We start from the raw sequence: 23,302 nt of genomic DNA on the forward strand, positions 1-23,302 counted from the left end.
GCTTCACTAGGGCGTGTCATCAATTAAGCCAAATAGCCGCAGCAACCAAATGTATGGCTCCCAGGAAGTTTCGAGCTGTTTTATCATATCGAGTGGCTATGGCTCTGTATTGTTTAAGTTTGGCGAAGAAGTTTTCGATGAGGTGCCGGGCCTTGTAGAGGTCTTTATCATACGAACAAGGGTTGATCCTATTCTTTTTTGGGGGAATGACCGCCTCACATCCTTTCTCTTCAAGTTTTTTTCTCATACGTTCGTCTGCGTCATAAGCCTTGTCAGCTAAGACGGCACCAGCTTGCGTAAGGTTATCTATTAAGGCATCGGCACCTTCTAAATCGTGATCTTAGTCCGGCTGTTAAATAAAACCCTGTTGGATTTCCCAACGCATCACAGGTGGCATGAATTTTGGTGCTTAATCCTCCTTTGCTTCGTCCAATCGCTTGGTCAGCTGAGAATTCTTTTTTTTAGCACCAGCACTGTGCTGATGAGCACGCACTATACTTGAATCAATCATAGCGTATTCATTGTCAGCATCTTGGCTTAATAGCTCAAAAATTTTCTTCCACACACCTGATTGGCTCCACCTCGAATGGCGTAGATGAATAACTCTAAAATCCCCAAAACGTTCCGGTAAATCACGCCACGGAATTCCAGCTCGATATCGATATAGAACGGCTTCTATAAATAGGCGATTGTCTTTTGCTGTTGCACCAACATATCCTTCCCTTCCAGGTAGCATACCCTTAATGCGATCCCATTGATCATCCCGTAATGCGTAGCGTCTCACCGAAAAAAACCTCGTAAAATTTTTCTCAATTAAAACAGAAATCTATGACTTATTCAATTGATGACACGCCCTAGATAACTCTCTGTAAACCTCTTTTATTTCAACACCAGCGCTTTCTAATGCTCTCACAGTTTTTGGTAATTTGTTTCTATCTTGCACCCAGAGATAGTGTTTCCAACCTTTATCCATTTTATGAAGACTGCATGATTCCTTAAACCATCTGATGAATTCATCTGTTAATTCCACTGGGTTATCCAAATTTGTCAGCCAGATGCTATGCGTCATCAACGGAATTCTAGATACCGTTTTGGCCATAAGCGTTTCGTATCTGCATGCAACGTCAGGGTGATTTTCTCGATAAAGGTGGTCCATAACTTTATACGAATCAAAAGTGCTGAGATTTTCTTGGGGAAGAACTGTATGACGATAATATTTGGGCCCAGGTTGCCACAAATCTTGTTTAGAATCGGCGTCCCCCACAAAGTTAGAAACAGGAAAAATTTTCATGCCAAAGATCCAACCAAACTGGGGGTGAAGGAAACTTTGCTGACGTCCTACTTCATCATTGCCAAAAACATCGGCCGCTTCTGAACTGCCATTGAATAAAAAAAACATCAAATAGAAGGCGTAAAAGAGCACCATCAAGTGGTTTCCCATAGAAAAAATAGCTTATATCTTTAATATGGGCTTTAAGATGTTAAAAAATATTTAATGCTTTTGAGAACACATGTGCGGCTCTCAAATAAAAGGCAGTCTCGATCACCTGTTTTTTTTCAAACGAAAAGGGGAATGGGGGCGTGGTGATGTCTTTTGGTCGGAAGAAGGGGCTTTAGGCACAACCCATCCTGGAGGCAAAGCACGCTGTTGGCCATCAACTACCGTCGCTGCAACAGACATCACACGGGCTTTTCTCCTGACCTTTTTTGGCGCTGCCGCAGGTTCGCGAACGATGATGTCTGGCAAGCTAGAGGGGGCAGATTTCTTTTCCGTCGAAGTCTTTAGGGAAGTTTCCAATAGTTTGGCATCATTCGAATCATACTGGGGAAAGGCTTCGGGTTCTTCACTGACAGACTTTTCTAATTCCTGTTTTTGCGTATGATCATAGGAAACATTTTGCAATTCGTTCGAATCTGGAAGTTCAGGGGCTACAGAATTCCCGCCCTCAGCGTCATAAGCACCCACCTTATAAAAGCCTTCTTCTAACAGCTGCGCGGTCCTTTTGTCACGACTGCGCCAGCTCTGCCCACCCATCACAACAGCAAACAAACGACGAGGACGTCTTTGTTGATCATACCGCAAGGCTGACGTACTGATATTAAAACCAGAGGCATTAACAAATCCGGTTTTGATTCCGTCTAACCCTTGGAATGAACCCAACATCTGATTATGATTGCGATGCGAGGTTCCCTTATAATGAAAATGCTTTGTCCTAAAATAATGGTAATATTCCGGAAAATCATGGTGCAGAGCACGTGCTAGAATTGCCATGTCCATAGCTGTCGTGATTTGTCTTGCATCGGGAACGCCCGATGCATTGTAAAAACGGGTACTGCTCATTCCTAATTTTTTTGCTTTTTTGTTCATTAAAGCAACGAAGTTAGCAAGACTTCCTGCCAATCCTTCTGCAAACACAACAGCCGCATCATTAGCTGATTTGGTAACCATACCTTTTATAATTTCTTCGACACTGATCGTATGACCAACCTGCAAACCCAGTTTGCAAGGTATTTGCCTTGTCGCCAAATGTGACGTTGAGAATCGTGTATTTAAAGTAATTTTTTTTGCTTTTAATGCCTCAAACAAAAGATAAAGGGTCATCTTTTTTGTAAGAGACGCCGGATGCCGACGAGCATGGGCATTTTCTGAATGAAGAATTTTGCCAGTAGCATCATCGATAACAATGGCCGCATAGCGTTTGTCGCCAGCAACAGCGGCTTCACCCCAGCTTAAGCCCACAGCCACCAATAAACAAGACACCCTCAAAAAACAAGACATGAACCCCCCCTTTTTCCTCCCTTTTATTAAAAACAATTAAGACGTTTTTTGCAACTAGAAAGGTATACACCCTTTCAAATCAAGAATTACCTGCCCCCATCAGAATATGAACGGCTGCATCCACAGAAATATTTTCTTGAACCACTTGATAAACTGTCTCACAAATTGGCATAACCAGTTGGTATTGCTTGGACAAATTGTGCACAGCACCCGCCGTATGCATCCCTTCACAAACACTGTTCCGCGATGCCAAAATCTCTTTTAAAGGAACGCCCTGTCCCAAAGCGACACCCAAGCTTGTATTGCGCGATTCAGTACTGCTGCAGGTAAGAATCAAGTCCCCCATTCCAGCCAAACTGAAAAAGGTATCGGAGCGTGCTCCCATTGCCACACCCAAAGTTTTCATTTCTTGCAGACCCCAGCTTAACAAAGCAGCGCCAGCGTTTTTGCCTAACTCGCGGCCAGAAATAATGCCACTGGCAATTGCAATAACATTTTTCAATGCCCCTGCAATTTGAACCCCGATCATGTCATCATGGAAAAAGAGTGGGAAAAGCGGGGTAGATAACAATCCAGCCAGATATTCTGCCAAATCTTTGGAATGGGCAGCCAACGTTGCTGCCGCTGGCAACCCCCGCGCCACTTCAATGGCAAAGTTAGGGCCCGATAAGAACGCCACAGGATTTTCTATAATCTTAGATACAATCGAACTTAACAATGAATCGCGCGTCACCGGCGTTTGTGTGCAATCAATACCTTTTGAACAAATAATGAAAGGGACATGATCCTGTATCATCGACTTGATCGACGATAAAAGAGAATGCGTATATTGGGTAGGAATAACCCATAAAATAACATCAGCCGTTTTTAAAATATTATAATCGCCATCAACTTGAATCTTAGGATCAAGGGTAATATCCGGGAAATAAGTTTTATTCACGCGATGATTGATAAGCTCGTGAGCGTGAGCCTCACTTTGCGGAACCAAGGTTACGTGATGCCTGCCCCGAGCCATGGCCATCGCCAAAGCTGTTCCCCATGCACCTGCACCAACGATCACGACATGCTTATTATTTGACATACTTAATCTAATGAAATAACAGAAAATAATTATTCATTGATATACCCTTATTCCTCCGATGAAAAGCGTGTTTTTCAATTTTTTCTTTGGATGCTTGATCTTAAGAGTAATACGGTTTACAACAAGGTGCAATATAGTCGTTGAGAAATAGGATATGTGCTAATGAAATCTTTGCGTCCGGTTACCATATCTGGCCTAGAAGTTTTGCCTTTGGTTGAAGGGGGCAAGGGAATTTCCGTGTCAAACGGAGAAAGCTCTGGCGCCTGGGCAGCAGCAGGGGGTGTGGGAACTTTTTCGGCTGTTAATGCTGATGCTCTTGATGCACAAGGCCGCCTTATTCCTATTGTCTATCATGGAAAAACCCGCCGGGAACGTCACGAAGAATTGATTCAGTTTGCGATTCAAGGGGGCATTACACAAGCTCGCATTGCCCATGAACAATCGAATGGCATGGGGCGCATTCACATGAATGTGTTGTGGGAGATGGGCGCAGTTGAACCCATTCTGCATGGTGTTTTATCTCAAGTTAAAGGCCTTGTTCATGGAGTGACCTGTGGGGCGGGTATGCCTTATAAGCTGGCAGAAATTTGTGTGCATTATGGCGTACACTATTACCCCATCGTGTCATCAGCCCGGGCTTTTCGTATTCTTTGGCGACGTGCTTACCATAAATTTTCCGAATCTCTGGGCGGCGTCGTTTATGAAGACCCTTGGTTGGCAGGGGGACATAACGGCCTTTCAAACAGTGAAGACCCCTTAGTTCCTCAATCCCCCCTTCCCCGTGTGATCGAACTTCGCCAAGCCATGCGCGAATGCGGCTTAGACAACGTGCCGATTTTCATGGCGGGTGGTGTTTGGGCCCTTAATGAATGGGAAGATTGGTTAGACAATCCTGATTTAGGGCCCATTGCATTTCAATTTGGAACGCGACCACTTCTAACCCAAGAAAGCCCTATCTCGGCCAAATGGAAGGCAAAGTTAGTCAATCTGAAGGAAGGCGATATTAAGCTGAATCGTTTCAGCCCTACAGGCTTTTATTCGTCTGCCGTTCAAAATGATTTTTTGAAGGATTTAGAAGGAAGATCCCAGCGACAGGTGGCTTACAGTATCACCCCTGTTGGTGAACACACCGCCCCCTTCGCCGTGGGTGCACGCGGGCGGCTGGTTTACTTGACAGAACACGAACGGGAATGGGCGCAAAACTGGGTTAATCAAGGCTTTACAGAGGCGATGCGCACCCCTGATTCCACCCTTATCTTTGTAACGCCTGCTAATGAGAATGAAATCTTATCTGACCAAATTAATTGCATGGGATGTTTGTCAGCCTGTGCGTTCAGTAATTGGGCACAGAACGAGCATCACTCGACGGGACGCAAAGCTGACCCCCGGTCCTTTTGTATTCAAAAAACTTTGCAGGCCATCAGCCATGGCGATGATATCGACAACCAGTTGATGTTCGCGGGCCATCAAGCGTACCGATTTGGCCAGGATCCATTTTATGCCAACGGGTTCGTGCCCACTGTAAAGCAGTTGGTGGAACGGTTACAGACGGGCTTGTAAAACCCGTCTTGTTGGTTTCGTTTGCTTTATGACTGTGGTTGCAAGACGTTGTGATAATACGGAATATCGTTATAATCATTATTGGTCGGGAATACTGTGAATCCGCCTGATGAAACCCAGATTGAGCAGCTGTCCCATGGCTCTTTCGCGGGCCAATGCCAGTAAAAGCTCTGGTCCGCTCACCTAAATTAAACCGCAATGGATACACCATAGAGAGGCTTGGTCCGCTGAGTTAGTTAAAAAATCAATATTTTATTAAAATAAATTTTACCATTTCGCCTACAAAATCAGAACAAATTTACCCCCTTTTCATAAAACCCCACCCCTATAAAAATCACCGCGTTAAGAACTTATTAATATTTATATGTTATTATAATTTTAGAATAGTTTTATAAATATTGGAGTCTTAATTGTGAAGTTTTTTATAGATAAATTTTCTAAAATGAGTATAACACTAGCACTATTGGCGACCACTTCTTCTGTCAATTCCGCATCAACAACAGATACAACAAACACCCTTCAGGCCACTTTGGGTTCCTCAACCAAACCCACACTGTTAGTATCGAATCCTTCGGCAAGCACTTTAACCACTACAACAGACTTAAATGCAAACACACAACCTATCGCCCCAAAACACCAGTATAAATTGCTCCGTGACAGCAGCAATCCTAAAGTTCTTGCCAGCCTAGAAGGTCGCTCTTCTATACAACAAGACAGGGCGTTTTTAGAAACCCTTACTAGGCCATCAAAAACCATTGCTCCTTCTTATTATTTTGATATTCGCGAAGTTATTCCTTTTAAAGGGATCGAGAGTTCTCAAACGGTTTTTCCCTATTACAATGAAGGAAACCTTGGCGCTTGCGCGGCAAATGCACTAGCGGGAGCTATACAGTATCGGAGTATCTTGCAAGGAATAAGCAATGAAACCCCATCACGTCTGTTTATTTACTATAACCAAAGAAGTTTGGCTGGCAGAGATGTAACGCAAGATACAGGGGCCACTATTTCAAGCGCCATAGCAGCCTTTACAACTTATGGGGTATGCCCTGAAAGTTTGTATAGCTATGATAGTGAGGGTGAAAAATTTGCAGTAAAACCCAATGCAACTTGCTATGAAGCTGCATCTGGCAGCAAGGGTATCAACGGCGCAGTTGTTGCCAATATTCCTCAAAATAGAAATATACTGAGTAATATCAAAAAGGTATTGCACGAAAAATGCCCTATTGTTATGGGGATAAACGTGTACTCGTCTTTTGAGTCTGAAGAAACAACAAAAACAGGCGTTGTAACTTTGCCTAACACCTTAACAGAACAACTATTGGGCAGTCGTGCGTTAATGATAACTGGATATAATGAAACGAAACAACAGTTCACGGTCAGAAATTCGTGGGGCAGCACTTCCGGTAATAAAGGCGACTACTATTTGCCTTACTCATACATCACTCCTGATTTAGCTTTTGATTTTTGGCTTGTCGGCAAAGTTAGCTCCAAAGTCCCGGTTACCTTTTCTGTAACAGCCAACACCCCTCATGGTCAGTTTGTTTATGTTTCGGGCAATGCACCAGAACTGGGGAATTGGGATATTAAGAAGGCACTGCAATTAACTTGTACTGCCCAAACGTATCCCAATTGGACAGGAAGCGCATTTCTATCGGCAGGTCAGTCAACAGAGTTCAAGTTCTTTAAAGCTGATAAAACCTTGACACAAAAACCTGTCTGGTTAGATGGCCAGAACCTCTCTCACATCCCTTCTTCAGGTGGAGGCGCTATCACCCATCATTGGAAATAACATCCATATCAGGGTGAGAGAGTATCAAGTTAATGGACAGAAATCACTTCGTGAGGACTGTCCAAAGAAAAAACGGGGATCTCAATCTCGACTCTCTCACCATCTTTTTTTTCCATGACGTAAAACCCGGCCATAATCCCTGACGAGGTAGGAAGCGGCGTGCCACTGGTATATTCGAAACTCTCACCTGGCTGAAGGTTTGGTTGTTCACCGACCACACCATCCCCCCATACTTCTTGAACGCGGCCAAGGGCATCGATAATCTTCCAATATCTTTTCCGAAGCAAAAGATTTTCTGCACTTAAATTTTCGATCCGAACATGATAAGCCCACAAGAATTGATTATCCTCGGGGATCGATTGATTTTCCAGGTAAACGGGGTTTACCGTAATACGAACTGAATGGCGTGTGTGTGAGTAACTTTGCATGGGAACCAACTTTTTGAACAAAATATTTTGCCCGTTAAGTTTTTTATACTGAAATTCCCTGCATGTTGCTATAGTAGTTTTATGTTTTAAGTATCCTTTACGTTCTATCACAGGGAAAAATGGCAGATAAATTTGACGAGTTTTTAGAAGAAGTTGAAGGCGATATCCGCCAGGAAAAGTTAGAGAATTTGTGGAAACAATACGGCAAGCACGTAATCGTCGTAGTTGTGGGGGCCCTGTCATTGTCAGCAGGATACATGGTCTGGCAAAATCACCAACATAAACAAAACCAGCTAATGTCAGAAAAGTTTGTGGGTGCTCAAAATCTTATTGCCCAGGGCAGTACGTCTCAGGCATTAGGTGTGATGCAAGATCTGGCAAAAGGGTCACACAAACATTACGCTATTTTGGCCAGGTTTTACGAAAGCCACATTTTAGGGCAAAAAGATTATAAGGCGGCTATAGAAACTTATAAGGCCATCAGTGGTGATCGTAGCGTCGAACCCCATTTGCAAACGCTGGCACTTATTTTTTGCGCCAGCTTGACCCTTGATCATTTGACGCCCGAAACCCAAGAGGCCGTTCTTGACGAAACGTTAAAAACCCTAGAGCCTTTGACTCAACCCGATCAACCTTGGCGTCATATGGCCCTAGAGCTGATGGGCGTCTCGGCCTATAAGAAAAATGATTTTGCCAAGGCAACGGAAATCTTTTTAAAACTAGCCCAAGATTCCGACACGCCAGAGTCCATGCGTGGCCGCGTTCAATTGATGACGCAGACCCTTACAGGATTGTCCTCAAGTTCTAATTACCCTTTCTGAATGTTCGCATAATGATATCTTTTAGATCACGATTACTTATTACCGTTGGGACATGCTTATTGTCACTAACTGCCTGTGACAAAGAAAAAATTCCTTTAACGGGGGAGCGTGAATCTTTTATCACCTTATCAACGCGCCTTCAGCCAGATGCAAACTTGGCGAACCAAGTGGTGAGCGTTCCAGCTGCTGTTGTCCTTACCGAATGGCCACAAAATGCCGGAAACACCTTGCATTCTTTACCTCCCCTGACCTTGGACCTCAACCCGACCCTTCAGTGGCAAACCTCTATGGGTCGTGGCGTAACCGACTACCAACGGTTGCTGTCGGGAATTGTGATTGCGCAAAACGTCGTTTACGCCATCGATTCCGCGGGAACGGTTACAGCATTAAGCCTTAATGAAAAGCAACCCAAGATCTTATGGCAACAGTCAACCGAGGCTGAGCACATAACAGGCGATGCTTTAGGTGGCGGCGTTGCAACAGAAGGTGGCAAAGTATTTGTCACTTCAAGCTTTGCCGAAGTATTGGCCCTGGATAGTAAAGATGGAAAAATCTTGTGGCGATCATCCGCCAGCGGGCCCATTCGCTCAGCCCCCACCTGTAAAGACGGACGTGTTTTTGTAACAACGATCAGCAATGAAACTATCGCCTATGATGCCAACACAGGCAAACAATTATGGACCCATGCTGGTATTACAGAACAAGCTTCTCTTTTAGGGGGTGCAAGCCCAGCGGTTAGTGATAACGTAGTGATTGTCGCCTATTCATCAGGTGAAATCTACGCCTTGCAGGCTGAAAACGGTCAAGTTTTGTGGTCAGACACCCTGACGTCAGCAGTACGCATTGATACGGTTTCAAGCATTCCCCATATTCACGCAGCCCCCGTTGTTGAGGGTGGAAAAGTCTTTGCTGTCAGCCATGGTGGCAAGATGATCGCGATTGACTTAAAAACTGGCGTGCGGGAATGGCAACGTGAAATTGGTGGGTTGCATGCCCCTGCAGTAGCTGGATCCTGGCTTTTTATATTAAGCAACCACGGGGATGTCTTTTGTTTACAGAAAGATACCGGGGCCATTCGTTGGGTCGCTGCTTTACCAAAATCAAGCGCAGATGATAAAGAGTCCATTTATTGGGCAGGTCCTATCATTGCCAACGATCAACTGGTATTCGCAGGCTCGAACGGGCAAGTTCAGTTTGTAAATGTGGCGGATGGTAAGCCTGCCAAAACTCTTTCCTTTTCAGGCCAAACCTTTTTGTCTCCTGTTATTGTTAATAAAACTTTATTCATCTTAAATGATCAAGCGGAGCTCTATGCCTGGCAGTGATGGGTCCGTTCAGGGCCCTTTGGCAACCGTCGCCATCGTCGGCCGGCCTAATGTCGGCAAATCAACGCTATTCAATCGTTTTGTGGGCAAGAAACTTGCCTTAGTCCATGACAAACCCGGTATGACCCGCGACCGCCGCGATACAGTGGTTGACTTTATGGGGTTGCACTTTCGTATAACCGACACCCCGGGACTAAGCGATGCAGACACACCTGAGCTGAGTGTGGAACTTGATTTGGGGATGCGTCAGCAAAGCTTGGCGGCTCTTAAAGAAGCCTCTGTCATATTGTTCGTTATTGACGGCAGACAAGGTTGCACGCCCTATGATTACGAATTAGCGGACTTGCTGCGGCGCCAGAACAAACCCGTTTTTGTTGTCATTAACAAATGCGAGGGCAAAGGTGGCTATCAAGGGTTTGCGGACGCAGTCAGTTTGGGTTTGGGCGAACCTGTCGCCATATCGGCCGAACATGGCATGGGCCTAAGCGACCTGTGCGATCTTTTAATACCCCATGTTCACAAAACCGTCGAGCCTGAATGGAAAGACACAAAACCGTTGAAACCCTTGCAGGTCGCCATTTGGGGACGCCCAAATGTAGGTAAGTCAACTTTGGTTAACAGTTTTTTGGGTGAAGAACGTCAATTGACCGCTGACTTCCCGGGCGTTACGCGCGATTCCATTCATCTTTCGTGGCAATACAAAGACCGCACGATTACGTTGGTTGACACAGCCGGTATTCGAAAAAAAAGCCGCATTGATCAAAGTGTTGAAAAACTGGCGGTTATGGATGCTGAACGGGTAGTCAGGTTTGCTGAAATTGTTGTTTTGGTTATAGATGGATCCATCCCCCGCGAGGAATTAATTGAAAAACAAGACCTAACCCTTGCAGCCCAGGTTATTGAAGAAGGTCGAGGTCTAATCTTTGCCATTAATAAGTGGGATCAGGTTAAGGAACCTAAAAAGGTTTTAGAGCACTTACGGTATCAATTAGATAGGCATTTTGCGCAAGCACGCGGAATCGCCTGTGTCCCTATTTCAGCGCTGAAGGGCCGGAATTTAGAGCCCTTGATGGATGAAGTTTTAAAGCTTGAGAAGATGTGGAACCAGCGACTTAGCACCGCCTTGCTCAATAAATGGCTAACATCAGCCACCCAAACGCATGCTCCGCCGGCCATTTCAGGGCGCAGGATTCGCCTAAAATATATGACCCAGGTAAAAAGTCGCCCACCCACGTTTGTGGTTTTTTGCACCAAATCGGACGACGTGCCTGATTCGTACCAACGATATTTGGTCAACACGTTACGAAAAGAGTTTGACATGCCGGGCGTTCCCATTCGGCTGACCTTCCGCAGCAGCGCCAACCCGTATGCAAGCTGACGATTGCATTTTCTTACTACCTGTATCTGAATTGGCTTAGGTTTGGATTAGGCCCCAAAGGGTACCCAATCGATAGATAGTAAAGGCTAACAACACAGCTATAGACCTGAGATGGAAATCGACCGACTGTCTTGACGAATTCAATGATTGTCTGATCTGTCTTTAAGGCTGAATAACACTCCACCAAAGCAATTTGTTTGGGCCTGATTAGCAATTCATCTGTTTCACCCGCAAAAGCCTGGAAACAAAAAAGATGAATCACGAAAAAACTGATTAAAAATAACACTCTACTCAACGTTTTACTCTTAATTTTTATAATTAAAACATGATTAGTATCTTATCATGTAAATATGAATCATTCAATTCGATCAAGTGAAATAATAAAAAGAATTAGCAGTGCTTTTGGTTTTGGAAAATTTTAGACGTCTCCTGAGATAGTGATGTGTTTTATTCAACAAAGAATCAACACATGTTTCCAACATTTAACTATATTTTAATAAGTACCCGTCATTATTAAACACAGCGCTTAATTTTTTACTTTATTATTTTATTGGTGGCTTATGTCAAATCTGCAAACTTTTTTTCGATGTGTAATGTGTTGTTTTTTGACCTTAATTATATCCCTTACAGGGGGTTTGGGTAGCCAGACAGCGTCATCATCAGCGAAGACATCGCCTTCTGATGGCCTTAAACAGTATAGAGTGATCGGCGTGCCACAAGATGGAGGGAACAAGGCCGTTTTCATTTTAGAGGATGCTAACCATAAAAAATTTATTCTTAAGCTGTTAGAACCAAACCGTTTAAAAGAAGAAATTCTTGCAGGCCGGCTTTATAAGGCACTGGGGGTTGATGTACCTAAAAATCAGGCCTTTCGCATAAGTCAGGAACAGCTGCCAAATGGTACAGGGGCTTTAAATGATGAACTTGCTAGAAAGTTCCAGGATCTGAAAGATACTGACCAAAAAGTATTAATTTCCCTCTCAGACTTCATTGAGGGGCCCAAGCTTTCCGAGGTTCTACCCATTCAAACGCTTAGGGCAGCGACATCTTTGAAAGATCTTTCCCCCATTCAACAACAAATTTTAATAGAAATAAATAAGGGGTTTGTAGCTGATTGCTTTTTGGGTAATTGGGACATAACGGTTGGCTTTAAGAACATGATCATAGCACCAGATGGACATGTTTACCGCTTTGATAACGGGGGTTCGTTACGGTACAGGGCTATGGGTGAACGTAAAAGATTAGCGGATTTACAGACTGTAGGCGAAATAGAAAACCTAAGAGACCCAACACGTAATCGAAGTGGCTCAGAACTTTACAAGTTCATCACTGACCAAGAGGTGCACCTGCAAATTAGTAAAATTTTGTCTAAAAAAGATAAACTTTGGCAAGAATTCAGTGATTTAAAAAAAGAAATAAGCTGGCCAGAACCAGATGAACGAGAGTTGAAATCCATTTTAATTCAAAGATTAGGGTCGATTGCAGCTTATTCTCTTGGCACCCTTTTTCCTAAAAGTATTGATGAAAATCCGCGCTATACGGTTAGTGATGCCGATGGTATTGCAACGCCATATACAGCAGCTGGCATGCTTAATTATATGGAAAGAGATGGAGAATTTTATGTTCTTTTAGGAAAAAGACGAGGGCATGATTATTGGGGTAATTTTGGTGGAGGGAGCGAACCAACAAAAGAACATACTCTTTTAGAAACAGCGGCCAGAGAGGTTTTGGAAGAATCTTTAGGAACTTTTAATATATCTGTTCAGGACCTTCGTAGATTCCCTTCCCATGATATGGTTTCCAAACAAAAAGAGGCTGATTTAAGACCCCAGTTTTCTGGGGATAATAGGGTTGTTCTATTTCGCCTGTACATGGTTCCTGGTCCTTATGTGGCATCCGTGCCGCTTCAAGAAAAACTGAGCAGTGAAGCAGTTAGGGAGAAAAGAGAATATACAGAATTTATGTGGGTTAATCTGAAAAGCTTACTGGGAAACGTGTGTCAACCTGGCTTGTCGAAAGGGCCTGAGAATAATTCTATAATCCTTAAAAATGTTCAAACTTTGGATAAGGGCACCCAAACATTTGAGCTTCACTGTGCCCTGCACCCCAAAAACTGGACACAAAGTTAAGAGAGTTTTTTAGCTCCTGAGTGTTGTATAAAAGACAGCAACTGAAGGAAATAAAAAATGGGAAAGATCCGCCAACAACACAGCGGCAAAACGAAATTAGAAGCAGCGATTGCGATGATCAGTGGCAAGAGCCCCGTATCAGAACTTTCACAAAAATATGGCGTTCATCAAAGCGTTCTCCAGAGGTGGAAGAATGAGCTTTTGGATGGTGGGCCTGAGATTTTCAGCCGTCGCAAAAAACCTAAAGAAAATGGCCCCACAGTTGACGATCTTCAACGCAAGATTGGCCAGCTCACCATGGACTTAGATTTTCTAAAAAAAGCGTTGGGGAAATGAGCGTTAGAGAGAAGCGCTCCATTATTTCCCCGGACCAAGGCCTGACAATTCAAAGACAATGCGACCTTCTAGGGCTTCACCGTTCAAGCTATTACTATGCCGAAAAGGAAGATGAATCTTACACTGAGATTATGAACGAAATCATGGACATATGGAGGGAACACCCCTTTTTTGGCTATAGGAGAATCACCGGCTGGCTTTTGGATCGGGGAATACGCATCAACCACAAGTGCGCCCTGCGATTGATGAAACTTATGGGATTGCGGTCCATATTACCCAAACCCCGGACAAACACCTCCATCGCAAATCGTGAAAATGCTGTCAGACCGTATCTTTTGAAGGAGCTTGTGATTGATCACAAAAACCAAGTCTGGGCCACGGATATCACCTACATCAAGCTCCCCGGCGGCATGGTCTATTTATTTGCCTTGATCGATTGGCACACACGATTTGTTGTGGGCTGGAAGTTGGCCAACACAATGGAAGCAAGTCATGGGATTGAAGTTTTAGAGGAGGCCATAAAACGTCACGGATCGCCGGAGATTGTGAACTCGGATCAAGGCAGCCAATTCACAGGGGAAGCTTGGATCCTAGCGGCAGAAGCCCATGGGATCAAGGTGAGTCATGATGGCGTGGGGCGCTGCATTGATAACATTCGGATTGAACGGTTGTGGTGGTCCATTAAGTATGAACATATCCATCTTTACTGCCATCAAACCATGTGGGAGCTCGAAAAGGGCTTGGAGCACTATTTGATCTTTTACAATACGAAACGCCGCCATCAGGGGATCAAGAACAAACGTCCGGCTGATTTATATCTGGTGGGGGAGATCAAAGAGGCTGCCTAATATGGCGGGGCTCTGCCCCACACCCCGGAATATTTAAAACATGCTTAAAGGTGAGCTTGAAGGAAGGGGGTCACCGAAGCAACCCTTCCCTTAACCATGCACGGCCATCGGCTTTCCAGCCTGTTCCGTGGGAGAAAAATAGCATCGTCCCGTGGATTGATAAAGGGAATTTGTTGGAAAAGTGAAGGGGAAAATTAGGGGAGTCAAAAAAGAAAAAAAGTACTGGACGGAGAAAAATGCCCGTGGTAACAATCATCAAAACTCAGGGACGGAAACTCTCTTAAATAGTCCTCAATTATGTCCAGTCCAAAGGGTGCACCGCACTGGCCCCTTTACTGTATACTGCGTCAAGGACCGGTCATCACCCATTTAAATGCTATTTTGGCTAAAGAAAAATCTATACAGGTGCTCCACTCGGCCGGATCGATTCGTTTATCAAACAACGTTGATAAGAAAGCTGAAAAGATCTTTGTAACGCAACGCTCCATGCTGTCAGAAACATTACAAGTCACAAGGAACATTGACGTAGTGGATCCAAATGGGGTCAATATAAGTCTTATAGAACACTGGCCGACAAACCCCTATACCATAGATGATCTAATGGCGACCCAAGTTGTTGTCCAAGGAAGGGTTCTTGCTGACATAAAGAACAGGAATAAGGAAAAAGAAAAACCAACTGCAAGTCCAAGCTCAACGATAAGAGCAAGCTCAACGATAAGAGCAAGCTCAAGTTCAAGTTCAACTACAAGAACAAGTTCGAGCGCAAGCTCAGCTGCGGCTGCCGCCACTCTAACCTCCCCAGCACCAGCCGCAAGCTCAAGCTCAAGCTCAAGCTCATCAATAGAACACAATACCCCCACAGTCACACAAGCTATGCTTTCCTTAGAATTAGGCAAAAAAACAGACGTTAATGAAGCTTCATTGGGGGAACTTTTTACTCATAAAGCATACGCAGCCACCAGGATAGAGGCCACAAGTCTAGGCTATCACGACTTCATTCAAACTATCTTGCGAGCCTATAAAGAAGAGCAGGTCCATCAAAATAAATTTGTTTTTTATCATGGTTGTGAGGCATTTGTTGGCTTTTATTTTGATCTTGTCCAAGAGTTGCGTGATCAACTATTCCATGAAGCAGGGGAAGACATCAGACTTTTAAGAGCGTTTGATGACTTGTTCAGTGCAGAAAATGTTTTAGCCATGTTACAGGAAGAGGGTAAAATCCAAGGCATTGATGACTTTGCACGCATCGATAATTACCGAGGTAAATTCCAAGACAAAGCGTTATCAGCCAACATATCATTAGTGGGCAGTCCTGGGCATGCTACCTCCTCCACTTATTTCTTATTTTATAAAGGACAGTCCGTAAACGCTGCTCAAGTTGAATGGATGGTTAAGAATTTTACTGTAAAATTTGGTTGCCCAGAGTCCTTTCCAGCCTATAGAAAAATATACGATCAATATATTAATAAAAAAGAACCCTATGATAATGGAAGGCTTTTACAAATTTTTATTGATGGTTCCGTAATCGACGATGTGTGTTACTTATCGTTGACGCATGGGAAAATGCCTTTTGAATCCGATGCGTCAAACCTTGGGGCAAAGCTAGCAGAATTTAAGCCATCTGTTCTTTTAACCCTACTTAGGGAAAATTCCACAAAGTTCTTAAGCCAATTACAAGCAATAGGCGGCCTAAAAAATATAACAATAGAAAGCCTCCAATCGCGACTTTACCTTAAACCTGAAATTTTTTGGGATCCTTCTAAAGTCATGATTAAAACTTATTGGAGGCATACATTAAACCATGATGAGCAGATGGCCTATAAAAGGGATTTAAAAGCCCAGATACAACGTGACTTAAGTCATTGGCTTAAAAGTCGTAAGCACGTAGATAAGGGAACATTTTTTCAAAAGAAACTTCCCCTTCAAGAGATTTATAAAAAAGTATATGAAAAAAATCATGGGGAAAATTCCTATCCCGCAGCAGTAAGTTTCTCAGTAACCGATCTTATGTCAGCATTTAAAACGGATGATGTAGAAAAATTAAAGGCGATTATAAAAGACCATAACCTTGATATTGACAAAGAACTGGTAACCCCAGACTCATGGCCTGCAACGTCCATAGAAATGGCAGAAAGATTCAACGCCTTTAAATGTGTGAATTTATTACTGGAATACATATATTTGTCGTTAATAAGAGATGAATATATACGCATTCAAGGGCAGGAGGATGTATTCAAAGAATCGAATATATATTCGAAAAAGAGAAAAGCAATAGATTGGAGGGATATAGGAAAGGCCGTAGATACAATAAATGATGACCGTGTCCGTCAAACAGCGATAGAAGATGTTAAGACAGCCGCTAACCTAGATGAGAAAAAAGTCGTAGCAAAAGCCTGGATAAGCATAGGAACGATAAAAGATGACCATATACGTCAAACAGCGAGAAGAAAGGTTTTAGCAGCTGATAAGGATGATAAAGAAGATATAGCAACGAATTGGGAAAATATAGCAAAGGCCCTAGAAACAATAAATGATGACCGTGTCCGTCAAACAGCGATAGAAGAGGTCCTAAAAGAAAACGACTGGTATTTACAACTAGATAAAGCAAAAGAGTGGGTCAGTATATGGGAAATTATAAAACCAATAACGGATACACATCTTCAGGCTCAAGCGCTAGAAGCTATAAAAAAAACCAAGACACACACGAGACAGACAGTAGCACGAACTTGGGTGAATATAGCGAGAATAGATGATGCCGTCATTCGTCAAGCCGTGATCCAAGACGTTTTCAATAAAACCGGTGGAAGTGTTCAAGAGGCCGCCTCAAAAGAGTGGGTCAGTATATGGGAAATTATAAAACCAATAGCGGATAAAAATCTTCGGGCCCAGGCGCTAGAAAATATTAAGACAGCGCCCACAGACGAATACGACGACTTATACAAACAATATATAGCACAAGCGTGGGTGACCTTAAGCACGATAAAAGATGAAAACATTCGTAAAATGGCGATAGAAGATGTCGGAAATTATCCTGCAGACAAAAAGAATGAAGTAGCGAAATTATGGGTGACTTTAACCAGAATAAGCAATAAAGACATTCGCGAAGCGGCGATAAAAGATTGCAAGAACGAAACAGACGCGTTCGAAAAGCAAGACACCGCCAAGGCTTGGGTAACTATAGACAGTATAAAGGACGAAAGGACTCGTGAACAGGCGATAGAGGCTGTTAAGGCAGCTGGTGATGGATTTGCCAAAGTTATGGCAGCAGAACGTTATGTGAAAAAATGAACTGCCTCCTTGTCAACAACACCAAGGCTTTGAAAAACTCGTCTATTACAAGAAAGAATTAGCCACCTGCGCGCAACTTTTGCTACAAAGGGGATAAACTTCCTTATCATTCGAAACTTATGCATACCACTCTTTCTGTTGGTCCTTTAAAAATTGGCAACGATTTACCCTTGATTCTGATCGCCGGCCCGTGCGTCATGGAAAGCAAAGATCATGCTTTAATGATGGCTGAACGTTTAACAGAGATGTCTCAAAAATTGGGCATTGGCCTTATCTATAAAACCTCCTTCGATAAAGCCAACCGCACCAGCATTAAGGGCGAACGGGGCTTAGGGTTAGAGGCAAGTCTAGAGGTTTTCCACCAAATTCGAGAGCAATTCCAATGCCCGGTAATAACCGATGTGCATAATGCCGACCAATGCCAAAAGGTGGCCGACGTGGTGGATGTCTTACAGATTCCGGCCTTCCTATGCCGCCAAACTGACCTGTTACAGGCCGCTGCCGCCACTGGCAAAGTCATTAACATTAAAAAGGGCCAATTTTTGGCCCCATGGGATATGGCCAATGTGGTCGCCAAAATGCACGCCTTTGGTAATTCCCAGGTGATGCTATGCGAACGTGGCGCCAGCTTTGGTTACAACACGCTTATCTCCGACATGCGTGCCTTACCGATTTTGGCAAAAACAGGATGCCCTGTCATTTTTGATGCCACCCATTCGGTTCAACAACCAGGCGGTGCGGGCCAATCGTCAAGCGGCCAACGCGAATTTGCCCCCATCTTGGCACGAGCTGCCATAGCAGTGGGTGTGGCTGGTGTATTTTTGGAAACCCACGAAAACCCTGACAAAGCCCCCAGTGATGGCCCCAACATGATCCATTTGCACGATATGCCCCAGGTGTTAACCGAACTGATGGCCCTGGACAAAGTCGCCAAAGCTTACCCCCGTTTTTTATAGAAAGAATCCTAAATGCCAGAAATTATTAACATCGCCGCCCGTGAAATCTTAGACTCCCGGGGGAACCCCACCGTTGAAGTCGACGTCCTTTTAGAATGCGGCAGCCTGGGACGCGCAGCCGTCCCATCCGGTGCCTCAACGGGCACTTTTGAGGCGGTAGAGAAACGCGATCAAGATCCCAACCGTTATCACGGGAAAGGCGTTTTACAAGTCATAGATGCAATTGAAGGCGAGATTTTCGATGCCCTGGCGGGTGAACTGGGCGATGATCAGGCAGAGGTTGATAAGATATTAATTGATCTGGATGGTACGCCCAACAAGTCCCGGTTAGGGGCGAATGCGCTGTTAGGCGTCAGTCTGGCTGTGGCCAAAGCCTCTGCTGATTCCTTCAACATGCCGCTTTATCGATATTTAGGGGGAATTCACACCAACCGCCTGCCCATGCCCATGATGAATATCTTGAATGGTGGCGCCCATGCCGATAACGATATCGATATCCAAGAATTCATGATGATCCCCTCGTCTGCCAAAGACATAGGAACTGCGATCCGCATGGGGGCCGAGGTTTTTCATAAGTTAAAATCGTTATTGAAAAAAGCCGGTCACAGCACGAACGTGGGCGATGAAGGCGGCCTGGCACCAGCCCTAAAAAGCACGAACGAAGCCTTGGATTTTATTTTAAAGGCAATTGAAGCCGCAGGCTATCGCCCTGGCGTTGATATAAATTTGGCGTTGGATGTAGCGGCCAATGAATTGTATAAGGACGGTTCTTATCATTTGGAAGGACGGGTTTATAACTCTGAACAGTTGGTTGATTTCTATGCGCAGTTAGCCAAAAATTATCCCCTTATTTCCATAGAAGATGGCTTGTTTGAAGAGGACTGGAACGGCTGGTCCCACATGAATCAAGTGCTGGGGGGCAGCCTGCAGTTGGTCGGGGACGATTTGTTCGTCACCAATCCAGAACGCCTGTTGCGGGGCATCAAGGAAAAGGCCGCCAATGCCATTTTAATTAAACCCAACCAAATTGGGACGCTGACGGAAACACTGAACACCATTCAAATCGCTCAACACCACGGGTTTAAAACGATTATTTCCCACCGATCGGGCGAAACAGAAGACACCACCATCGCTGACTTGGCCGTTGCCACCGGTGCTGGGCAAATCAAAACGGGTTCGCTATGTCGATCGGACCGAGTTGCTAAATATAATCGTTTGATACGAATTGCTGAAGAAATTGGTGAATCCGCCACCTTAGGGTCGCTGGTATGACCACCCTAGAAACCAGTTCCTTCACAAACCAACCTCGCCGCCTGGGTTCCATGCTGGGACCTCTTTTAGGGCTTTGTCTGCTGATCTACTTTGCCTATCATATTTTTCAAGGGGAGCGAGGTTTTTTTGCCTGGATGCGCCTTCAAAAGAAAATCGCAGAGGATGAAATAACATTATCTACATTGCAATCACAACGGGAAATTTTGGAACGGCAAGTGCACCTGTTAAGGCCCGACAACCTTGATCCTGACATGTTGGAAGAACGCGCCCGCCTGATTTTAAACTTTGCCCGCCCGGACGAGGTGATCATCTATAACGAGGGGCTGGAGGCTAGCGAGCCATCGCAGGGGAAATCTTAAGGGCACAAGGGATTTAACAACAGTTAATAATGCTGAAATAAACCTTGACTTTTAGTGTTAGAAGATCAATTTAAGGTTTATGTAAACATAAACCTTTATAAGGATTTGAATCCAAATGAATAAAATGTTGAAGAAATTTTTTGTTTTTGTATGCTTTCTGGGCGGTGTTTATGCTCAAGCAACAACCCTTGAGTCTGAGATAGTGGATGAGTACTCAACTTTCAGAATCAATTTAATGCAAAACAGGGTCAATCAACCTTGCTCGGCCGTTCAGTTTATTCGCCATCTGCAAGAAAATGCCGAAATTTATGATAATGCTGCCAAAAAAATTGCCCTCATCATCGGTTCAGGGGCGGGCGTTGGCGGAATTAGTGATCGCGAAGCCACTCCTGAAGAACGTGCCCTGATACTGGAGGGGATAAATTTTGCAGTTGAGCAAGGCATTCAAGAAGCAGGGTTTAATCTTGAGTTGAAAGGCTTTGACGATCATATCGGCAAACACCAAACTGTTGTTGCCCGGTTGATTGAGGCTGCGAAAGCAGGCCAAAATTTGGTGCAGAATAATTTACTTAACTCTCTGCGAGTGCCAAGAGACAATAGTAATGCATCAGCGGGTGGGACAGCAATTCAACCTCCCGGAGGAGCGTGTGCTGGAGTGCAATATCAGGTGGAGGAAGAACAGCCAGGCGCTCAATCCTCCTCACAACCTCCTCAGCACATTGCACCTGCAGCCCCAGCCGTTGTTCAACCATGTGCTTGGAGCAGTCTAAACGCCCCTGCTTTGTCAGACATATACAACCAAACGTATAACAAGCCGTTGCTTAATGGTCACAGAGTTTATGCAACACAACGTTTTCCAATAAATTTGGTTACACGCCCTGGCGGTTGGGATGAGCTTGTTCGCATATGTGCAGCAGGTAGATTAACAAGTAATTTGTCTAAAGAATGTGTTCAAGATTATTCAGAAGTCTGCTTTGACATTGCCGATCAATTAGGTTGGATAAGCGCTGGCGGAAAAGACTCCAGTGATGCCGGTCGTCAAGCACGACACATCGTTAGCAAAATGGGATTAGGGTTGAATACAGGAATACGTTTGTTCAATAATTTGGGATACCCTCTAAAAGAGAAAACTCAACGTAAAGGGTTCAAATCGAATCAAATAGCAGATTTTGATTAAGGAATTTTTCTTTCTGGTTCTTCCCAATCCCCCTGCATAAGGCGGAGGGGGGCTTGAAATATTTTGAACATATTGTTACGATTACTTATGAATTATTTAGTCACACGCAGTTCAATGCGCTCTAAATATTTTATCTTCCTGGTTGCCTTTTTATTAAACCTTATTACCCCCTTCACGCCCACGGCCACGGCCAGTGATGCGTGCACTGATGCACCTCCGTCCTATGAAGAACAAAGCTCCTCACCACTTCCTAACCTCATAGTCTGGATTCACGAATTAGGGGATAAACTCGACAAACTATACACAGACAAAACCCGTGATGCAGGGCCTGATGCACCGCCGTCGTATGATGCGCCTCCAGCTTATAAAGAACGAGAATCCTCATCTTCTAGCCAAGCCTCGATTCAAGAATTAGGCGACCAGGCAGACACGGATAAAGCTGATGGAGATGGAGGGCCCAAGTATAAGAAACCCTCACACCCTACTTTCTTGGCCTGGATTCAAGATTTAGAAAATCAGCGAGACAAGGCAGACAGCGAAGGCAACTTTCCTGCTTTCAAAAAAGCAACCGATGAAATTTCAGCCATCATCGGTTGGAGGTATGGACGTTTCGAATGGTTAAATAGTCCAGAATCACAATTATGGGTTATTTATTCCATCATCCGTACCCGCCACAAGTTTATGGGCCAACTTCATATGTTGCATGACCGTTATTTCAGCTATGACCATGAACAAACAACTAAGCTGCTACAAACAAATAGCAGATTTAAATCGTGTATGGCCGCCGTATTGGCGATTGATACAATCGTTATGAATGCGTTGAACGATGATAATTTTGAGGAGAAATGGGGTGAACCGGAAGTTATTCAAACATTGCTGCCTTCCATCACCAGACTAAGTCAAATCCTGCCCCAAAAACAGTCTTTGAACAGTTAAGCCAATCCTTAGACACTTTCTTGCGAACAAAATCCGATATCATGCTTTTAGCCAATGACGTCTTTAGCGTTTTTGCGCCCAAGATCACCCTGAAACAGGCCTATTACAAGCTGATCGTATCTGGTAAACCTTATAAAGGATGGACGACGCACGATATAGAAGCCGCCACCCAAATTGCCCCTTTGGCCGAGTCAGAAATGCGAAAAAATCCCCGAAAGCAACAAGAGATAAAGCAGCAGATCATTGAAGGGTTCACAAAATATTTTGAAATAAATGACATTTCCTCTTCTTCTGAAAAGGCAACGCCTGCCTCTGATCAGCTGCGCAGAAAATTGGGTCTTAAACCTGAAGATATGGTCATAGAATATATCTATGACGACTGTTTGAAGGAACGATTTTATGTGAAAGGAAAAGGCCCAAGGCACTTTTATCTAAGTCGCCCCATAAAAAACACGCAATTAGCAAATATATTGAGACGCCTCCATGGAATTATTCCTGAGTCATTGATAATAGAAAATCACAAGAACAGTATAGCTTATTGCAGAAATCCTTCTCTTGATAAAATAGATGCCGGTCAAAAACGTGGCAATCCAACCATATTAACGAATGGCGCGACTACACTTGCCGAAGGTGAGAAATTGGAAAGGAACATGCCGAGAGCTATTGAACTGTGCCGAGACGCAGCTAATTTAGGCGTGAAGCGGACTGCACGAAATTTAGGAATTTTAGTCTTTAACTATGCAGAATGGCTTTACAACGATGTTAATGACAAAGATATCTTAAGATTATTGGGCTTTTCAGGGAAGCGTTGGCGTTAGGGAATGAAAGCGCTGGAAACTA

The 23,302-nt window shown here is 44.1% G+C and carries 21 protein-coding genes and 1 pseudogene; 15 read left to right on the top strand and 7 right to left on the bottom strand.

Annotation, left to right across the window (positions count from 1 at the left end):
- Positions 1-19: 19 nt before the first annotated feature.
- The 4 genes and pseudogenes from EQU50_RS02620 to EQU50_RS02635 all read right to left on the bottom strand — a co-directional run bounded on the left by EQU50_RS02620 (position 20) and on the right by EQU50_RS02635 (position 3,860).
- A pseudogene (locus EQU50_RS02620) lies at positions 20-784 on the bottom strand (IS5 family transposase).
- A 42-nt stretch (positions 785-826) separates the two neighbouring features.
- Complete coding sequence (locus tag EQU50_RS02625; protein WP_165380310.1) at positions 827-1,399, bottom strand: hypothetical protein; 573 nt, start codon at positions 1,397-1,399, stop codon at positions 827-829.
- A 144-nt stretch (positions 1,400-1,543) separates the two neighbouring features.
- A complete protein-coding gene (locus EQU50_RS02630; RefSeq protein ID WP_130153600.1) occupies positions 1,544-2,779 on the bottom strand; it encodes a D-alanyl-D-alanine carboxypeptidase family protein in 1,236 nt (411 codons plus the stop codon).
- A gap of 79 nt (positions 2,780-2,858) precedes the next feature.
- Entirely contained in the window at positions 2,859-3,860 is a 1,002-nt protein-coding gene (locus EQU50_RS02635) for an NAD(P)H-dependent glycerol-3-phosphate dehydrogenase (protein WP_130153601.1), read from the bottom strand.
- A gap of 162 nt (positions 3,861-4,022) precedes the next feature.
- On the opposite strand from EQU50_RS02635, the gene EQU50_RS02640 reads away from it, so the two are divergent.
- Complete coding sequence (locus EQU50_RS02640) at positions 4,023-5,420, top strand: NAD(P)H-dependent flavin oxidoreductase (RefSeq protein WP_130153602.1); 1,398 nt, start codon at positions 4,023-4,025, stop codon at positions 5,418-5,420.
- A 442-nt stretch (positions 5,421-5,862) separates the two neighbouring features.
- Positions 5,863-7,209 carry a carbohydrate-binding module family 20 domain-containing protein gene (locus EQU50_RS02645; RefSeq protein WP_207216297.1) on the top strand — a complete coding sequence of 449 codons (1,347 nt, stop codon included), beginning with the start codon at positions 5,863-5,865 and terminating at the stop codon, positions 7,207-7,209.
- A 29-nt stretch (positions 7,210-7,238) separates the two neighbouring features.
- Here EQU50_RS02645 and apaG read toward each other — a convergent pair whose 3' ends face one another.
- Positions 7,239-7,637, bottom strand: a complete 399-nt coding sequence (gene apaG / locus EQU50_RS02650) for a Co2+/Mg2+ efflux protein ApaG (RefSeq protein WP_130153604.1) — start codon at positions 7,635-7,637, stop codon at positions 7,239-7,241.
- Positions 7,638-7,756: 119 nt separating this feature from the next.
- Here apaG and EQU50_RS02655 point away from each other — a divergent pair, with 119 nt between their 5' ends.
- From EQU50_RS02655 to der, 3 genes are read left to right on the top strand one after another with little or no spacing between them, the layout of a single operon-like run.
- A complete protein-coding gene (locus tag EQU50_RS02655; protein ID WP_130153605.1) occupies positions 7,757-8,458 on the top strand; it encodes a tetratricopeptide repeat protein in 702 nt (233 codons plus the stop codon).
- Between the two features lie 11 nt (positions 8,459-8,469).
- Positions 8,470-9,783, top strand: a complete 1,314-nt coding sequence (locus tag EQU50_RS02660; RefSeq protein ID WP_130153606.1) for an outer membrane protein assembly factor BamB family protein — start codon at positions 8,470-8,472, stop codon at positions 9,781-9,783.
- Positions 9,770-11,161, top strand: coding sequence for a ribosome biogenesis GTPase Der (gene der, locus EQU50_RS02665; protein WP_130153607.1), 1,392 nt, complete (start codon positions 9,770-9,772; stop codon positions 11,159-11,161). The genes EQU50_RS02660 and der overlap by 14 nt, the downstream gene beginning before the upstream one ends.
- A gap of 16 nt (positions 11,162-11,177) precedes the next feature.
- On the opposite strand, the gene EQU50_RS02670 is transcribed toward der, so the two are convergent.
- The gene (locus EQU50_RS02670) at positions 11,178-11,423 is read right to left on the bottom strand and encodes a hypothetical protein (RefSeq protein ID WP_130153608.1); all 246 of its coding nucleotides are present in this window, start codon (positions 11,421-11,423) and stop codon (positions 11,178-11,180) included.
- A gap of 343 nt (positions 11,424-11,766) precedes the next feature.
- Between EQU50_RS02670 and EQU50_RS02675 the strand changes: the two genes are divergently transcribed.
- Genes EQU50_RS02675 through EQU50_RS02685 form a run of 3 tightly spaced genes read left to right on the top strand, consistent with a single transcriptional unit; the run spans position 11,767 to position 14,474 of the window.
- The gene (locus EQU50_RS02675) at positions 11,767-13,290 is read left to right on the top strand and encodes an NUDIX hydrolase (protein ID WP_130153609.1); all 1,524 of its coding nucleotides are present in this window, start codon (positions 11,767-11,769) and stop codon (positions 13,288-13,290) included.
- A 57-nt stretch (positions 13,291-13,347) separates the two neighbouring features.
- Positions 13,348-13,626: a helix-turn-helix domain-containing protein gene (locus tag EQU50_RS02680; protein WP_130153492.1), complete on the top strand. Its 279-nt coding sequence runs from the start codon at positions 13,348-13,350 to the stop codon at positions 13,624-13,626.
- Positions 13,623-14,474 carry an IS3 family transposase gene (locus EQU50_RS02685; protein WP_130153610.1) on the top strand — a complete coding sequence of 284 codons (852 nt, stop codon included), beginning with the start codon at positions 13,623-13,625 and terminating at the stop codon, positions 14,472-14,474. Before EQU50_RS02680 ends, EQU50_RS02685 begins: the two co-directional genes overlap by 4 nt.
- A 581-nt stretch (positions 14,475-15,055) precedes the next feature.
- Here EQU50_RS02685 and EQU50_RS02690 read toward each other — a convergent pair.
- A complete protein-coding gene (locus tag EQU50_RS02690) occupies positions 15,056-15,340 on the bottom strand; it encodes a hypothetical protein (protein ID WP_130153611.1) in 285 nt (94 codons plus the stop codon).
- Positions 15,341-15,347: 7 nt separating this feature from the next.
- On the opposite strand from EQU50_RS02690, the gene EQU50_RS02695 reads away from it, so the two are divergent.
- The 7 genes from EQU50_RS02695 to EQU50_RS02725 all read left to right on the top strand — a co-directional run bounded on the left by EQU50_RS02695 (position 15,348) and on the right by EQU50_RS02725 (position 23,280).
- Positions 15,348-17,762, top strand: a complete 2,415-nt coding sequence (locus EQU50_RS02695) for a hypothetical protein (RefSeq protein ID WP_130153612.1) — start codon at positions 15,348-15,350, stop codon at positions 17,760-17,762.
- Positions 17,763-17,881: 119 nt separating this feature from the next.
- Positions 17,882-18,718, top strand: coding sequence for a 3-deoxy-8-phosphooctulonate synthase (gene kdsA / locus EQU50_RS02700; RefSeq protein WP_130153613.1), 837 nt, complete (start codon positions 17,882-17,884; stop codon positions 18,716-18,718).
- Positions 18,719-18,730: 12 nt separating this feature from the next.
- Positions 18,731-19,990 carry a phosphopyruvate hydratase gene (gene eno / locus EQU50_RS02705; RefSeq protein ID WP_130153614.1) on the top strand — a complete coding sequence of 420 codons (1,260 nt, stop codon included), beginning with the start codon at positions 18,731-18,733 and terminating at the stop codon, positions 19,988-19,990.
- The gene (locus EQU50_RS02710; RefSeq protein WP_130153615.1) at positions 19,987-20,349 is read left to right on the top strand and encodes an FtsB family cell division protein; all 363 of its coding nucleotides are present in this window, start codon (positions 19,987-19,989) and stop codon (positions 20,347-20,349) included. The genes eno and EQU50_RS02710 overlap by 4 nt, the downstream gene beginning before the upstream one ends.
- Before the next feature lie 115 nt (positions 20,350-20,464).
- The gene (locus tag EQU50_RS02715; protein WP_130153616.1) at positions 20,465-21,526 is read left to right on the top strand and encodes a hypothetical protein; all 1,062 of its coding nucleotides are present in this window, start codon (positions 20,465-20,467) and stop codon (positions 21,524-21,526) included.
- A 114-nt stretch (positions 21,527-21,640) separates the two neighbouring features.
- Positions 21,641-22,462 (top strand): hypothetical protein, encoded by an 822-nt coding sequence (locus tag EQU50_RS02720; RefSeq protein ID WP_130153617.1) that lies wholly within the window; start codon positions 21,641-21,643, stop codon positions 22,460-22,462.
- Positions 22,463-22,482: 20 nt separating this feature from the next.
- On the top strand, positions 22,483-23,280 hold the full coding sequence (locus tag EQU50_RS02725) for a hypothetical protein (protein WP_130153618.1): 798 nt from the start codon (positions 22,483-22,485) through the stop codon (positions 23,278-23,280).
- Positions 23,281-23,302: the final 22 nt, after the last annotated feature.

Origin of the sequence: Candidatus Finniella inopinata, from assembly GCF_004210305.1 — a bacterium.
Classification (GTDB): Bacteria; Pseudomonadota; Alphaproteobacteria; order Paracaedibacterales; family CAIULA01; genus Finniella; species Finniella inopinata_A.

Bases quoted from the DNA above. Each gene is read 5' to 3' on its own strand.
- EQU50_RS02625 (WP_165380310.1), bottom strand. From the start codon at position 1,399: ATGTTTTTTTTATTCAATGGCAGTTCAGAAGCGGCCGATGTTTTTGGC.
- EQU50_RS02630 (WP_130153600.1), bottom strand. From the start codon at position 2,779: ATGTCTTGTTTTTTGAGGGTGTCTTGTTTATTGGTGGCTGTGGGCTTA.
- EQU50_RS02635 (WP_130153601.1), bottom strand. From the start codon at position 3,860: ATGTCAAATAATAAGCATGTCGTGATCGTTGGTGCAGGTGCATGGGGA.
- EQU50_RS02640 (WP_130153602.1), top strand. From the start codon at position 4,023: ATGAAATCTTTGCGTCCGGTTACCATATCTGGCCTAGAAGTTTTGCCT.
- EQU50_RS02645 (WP_207216297.1), top strand. From the start codon at position 5,863: ATGAGTATAACACTAGCACTATTGGCGACCACTTCTTCTGTCAATTCC.
- apaG (WP_130153604.1), bottom strand. From the start codon at position 7,637: ATGCAAAGTTACTCACACACACGCCATTCAGTTCGTATTACGGTAAAC.
- EQU50_RS02655 (WP_130153605.1), top strand. From the start codon at position 7,757: ATGGCAGATAAATTTGACGAGTTTTTAGAAGAAGTTGAAGGCGATATC.
- EQU50_RS02660 (WP_130153606.1), top strand. From the start codon at position 8,470: ATGATATCTTTTAGATCACGATTACTTATTACCGTTGGGACATGCTTA.
- der (WP_130153607.1), top strand. From the start codon at position 9,770: ATGCCTGGCAGTGATGGGTCCGTTCAGGGCCCTTTGGCAACCGTCGCC.
- EQU50_RS02680 (WP_130153492.1), top strand. From the start codon at position 13,348: ATGGGAAAGATCCGCCAACAACACAGCGGCAAAACGAAATTAGAAGCA.
- EQU50_RS02685 (WP_130153610.1), top strand. From the start codon at position 13,623: ATGAGCGTTAGAGAGAAGCGCTCCATTATTTCCCCGGACCAAGGCCTG.
- EQU50_RS02695 (WP_130153612.1), top strand. From the start codon at position 15,348: ATGCTTTCCTTAGAATTAGGCAAAAAAACAGACGTTAATGAAGCTTCA.
- kdsA (WP_130153613.1), top strand. From the start codon at position 17,882: ATGCATACCACTCTTTCTGTTGGTCCTTTAAAAATTGGCAACGATTTA.
- eno (WP_130153614.1), top strand. From the start codon at position 18,731: ATGCCAGAAATTATTAACATCGCCGCCCGTGAAATCTTAGACTCCCGG.
- EQU50_RS02710 (WP_130153615.1), top strand. From the start codon at position 19,987: ATGACCACCCTAGAAACCAGTTCCTTCACAAACCAACCTCGCCGCCTG.
- EQU50_RS02715 (WP_130153616.1), top strand. From the start codon at position 20,465: ATGAATAAAATGTTGAAGAAATTTTTTGTTTTTGTATGCTTTCTGGGC.
- EQU50_RS02720 (WP_130153617.1), top strand. From the start codon at position 21,641: ATGCGCTCTAAATATTTTATCTTCCTGGTTGCCTTTTTATTAAACCTT.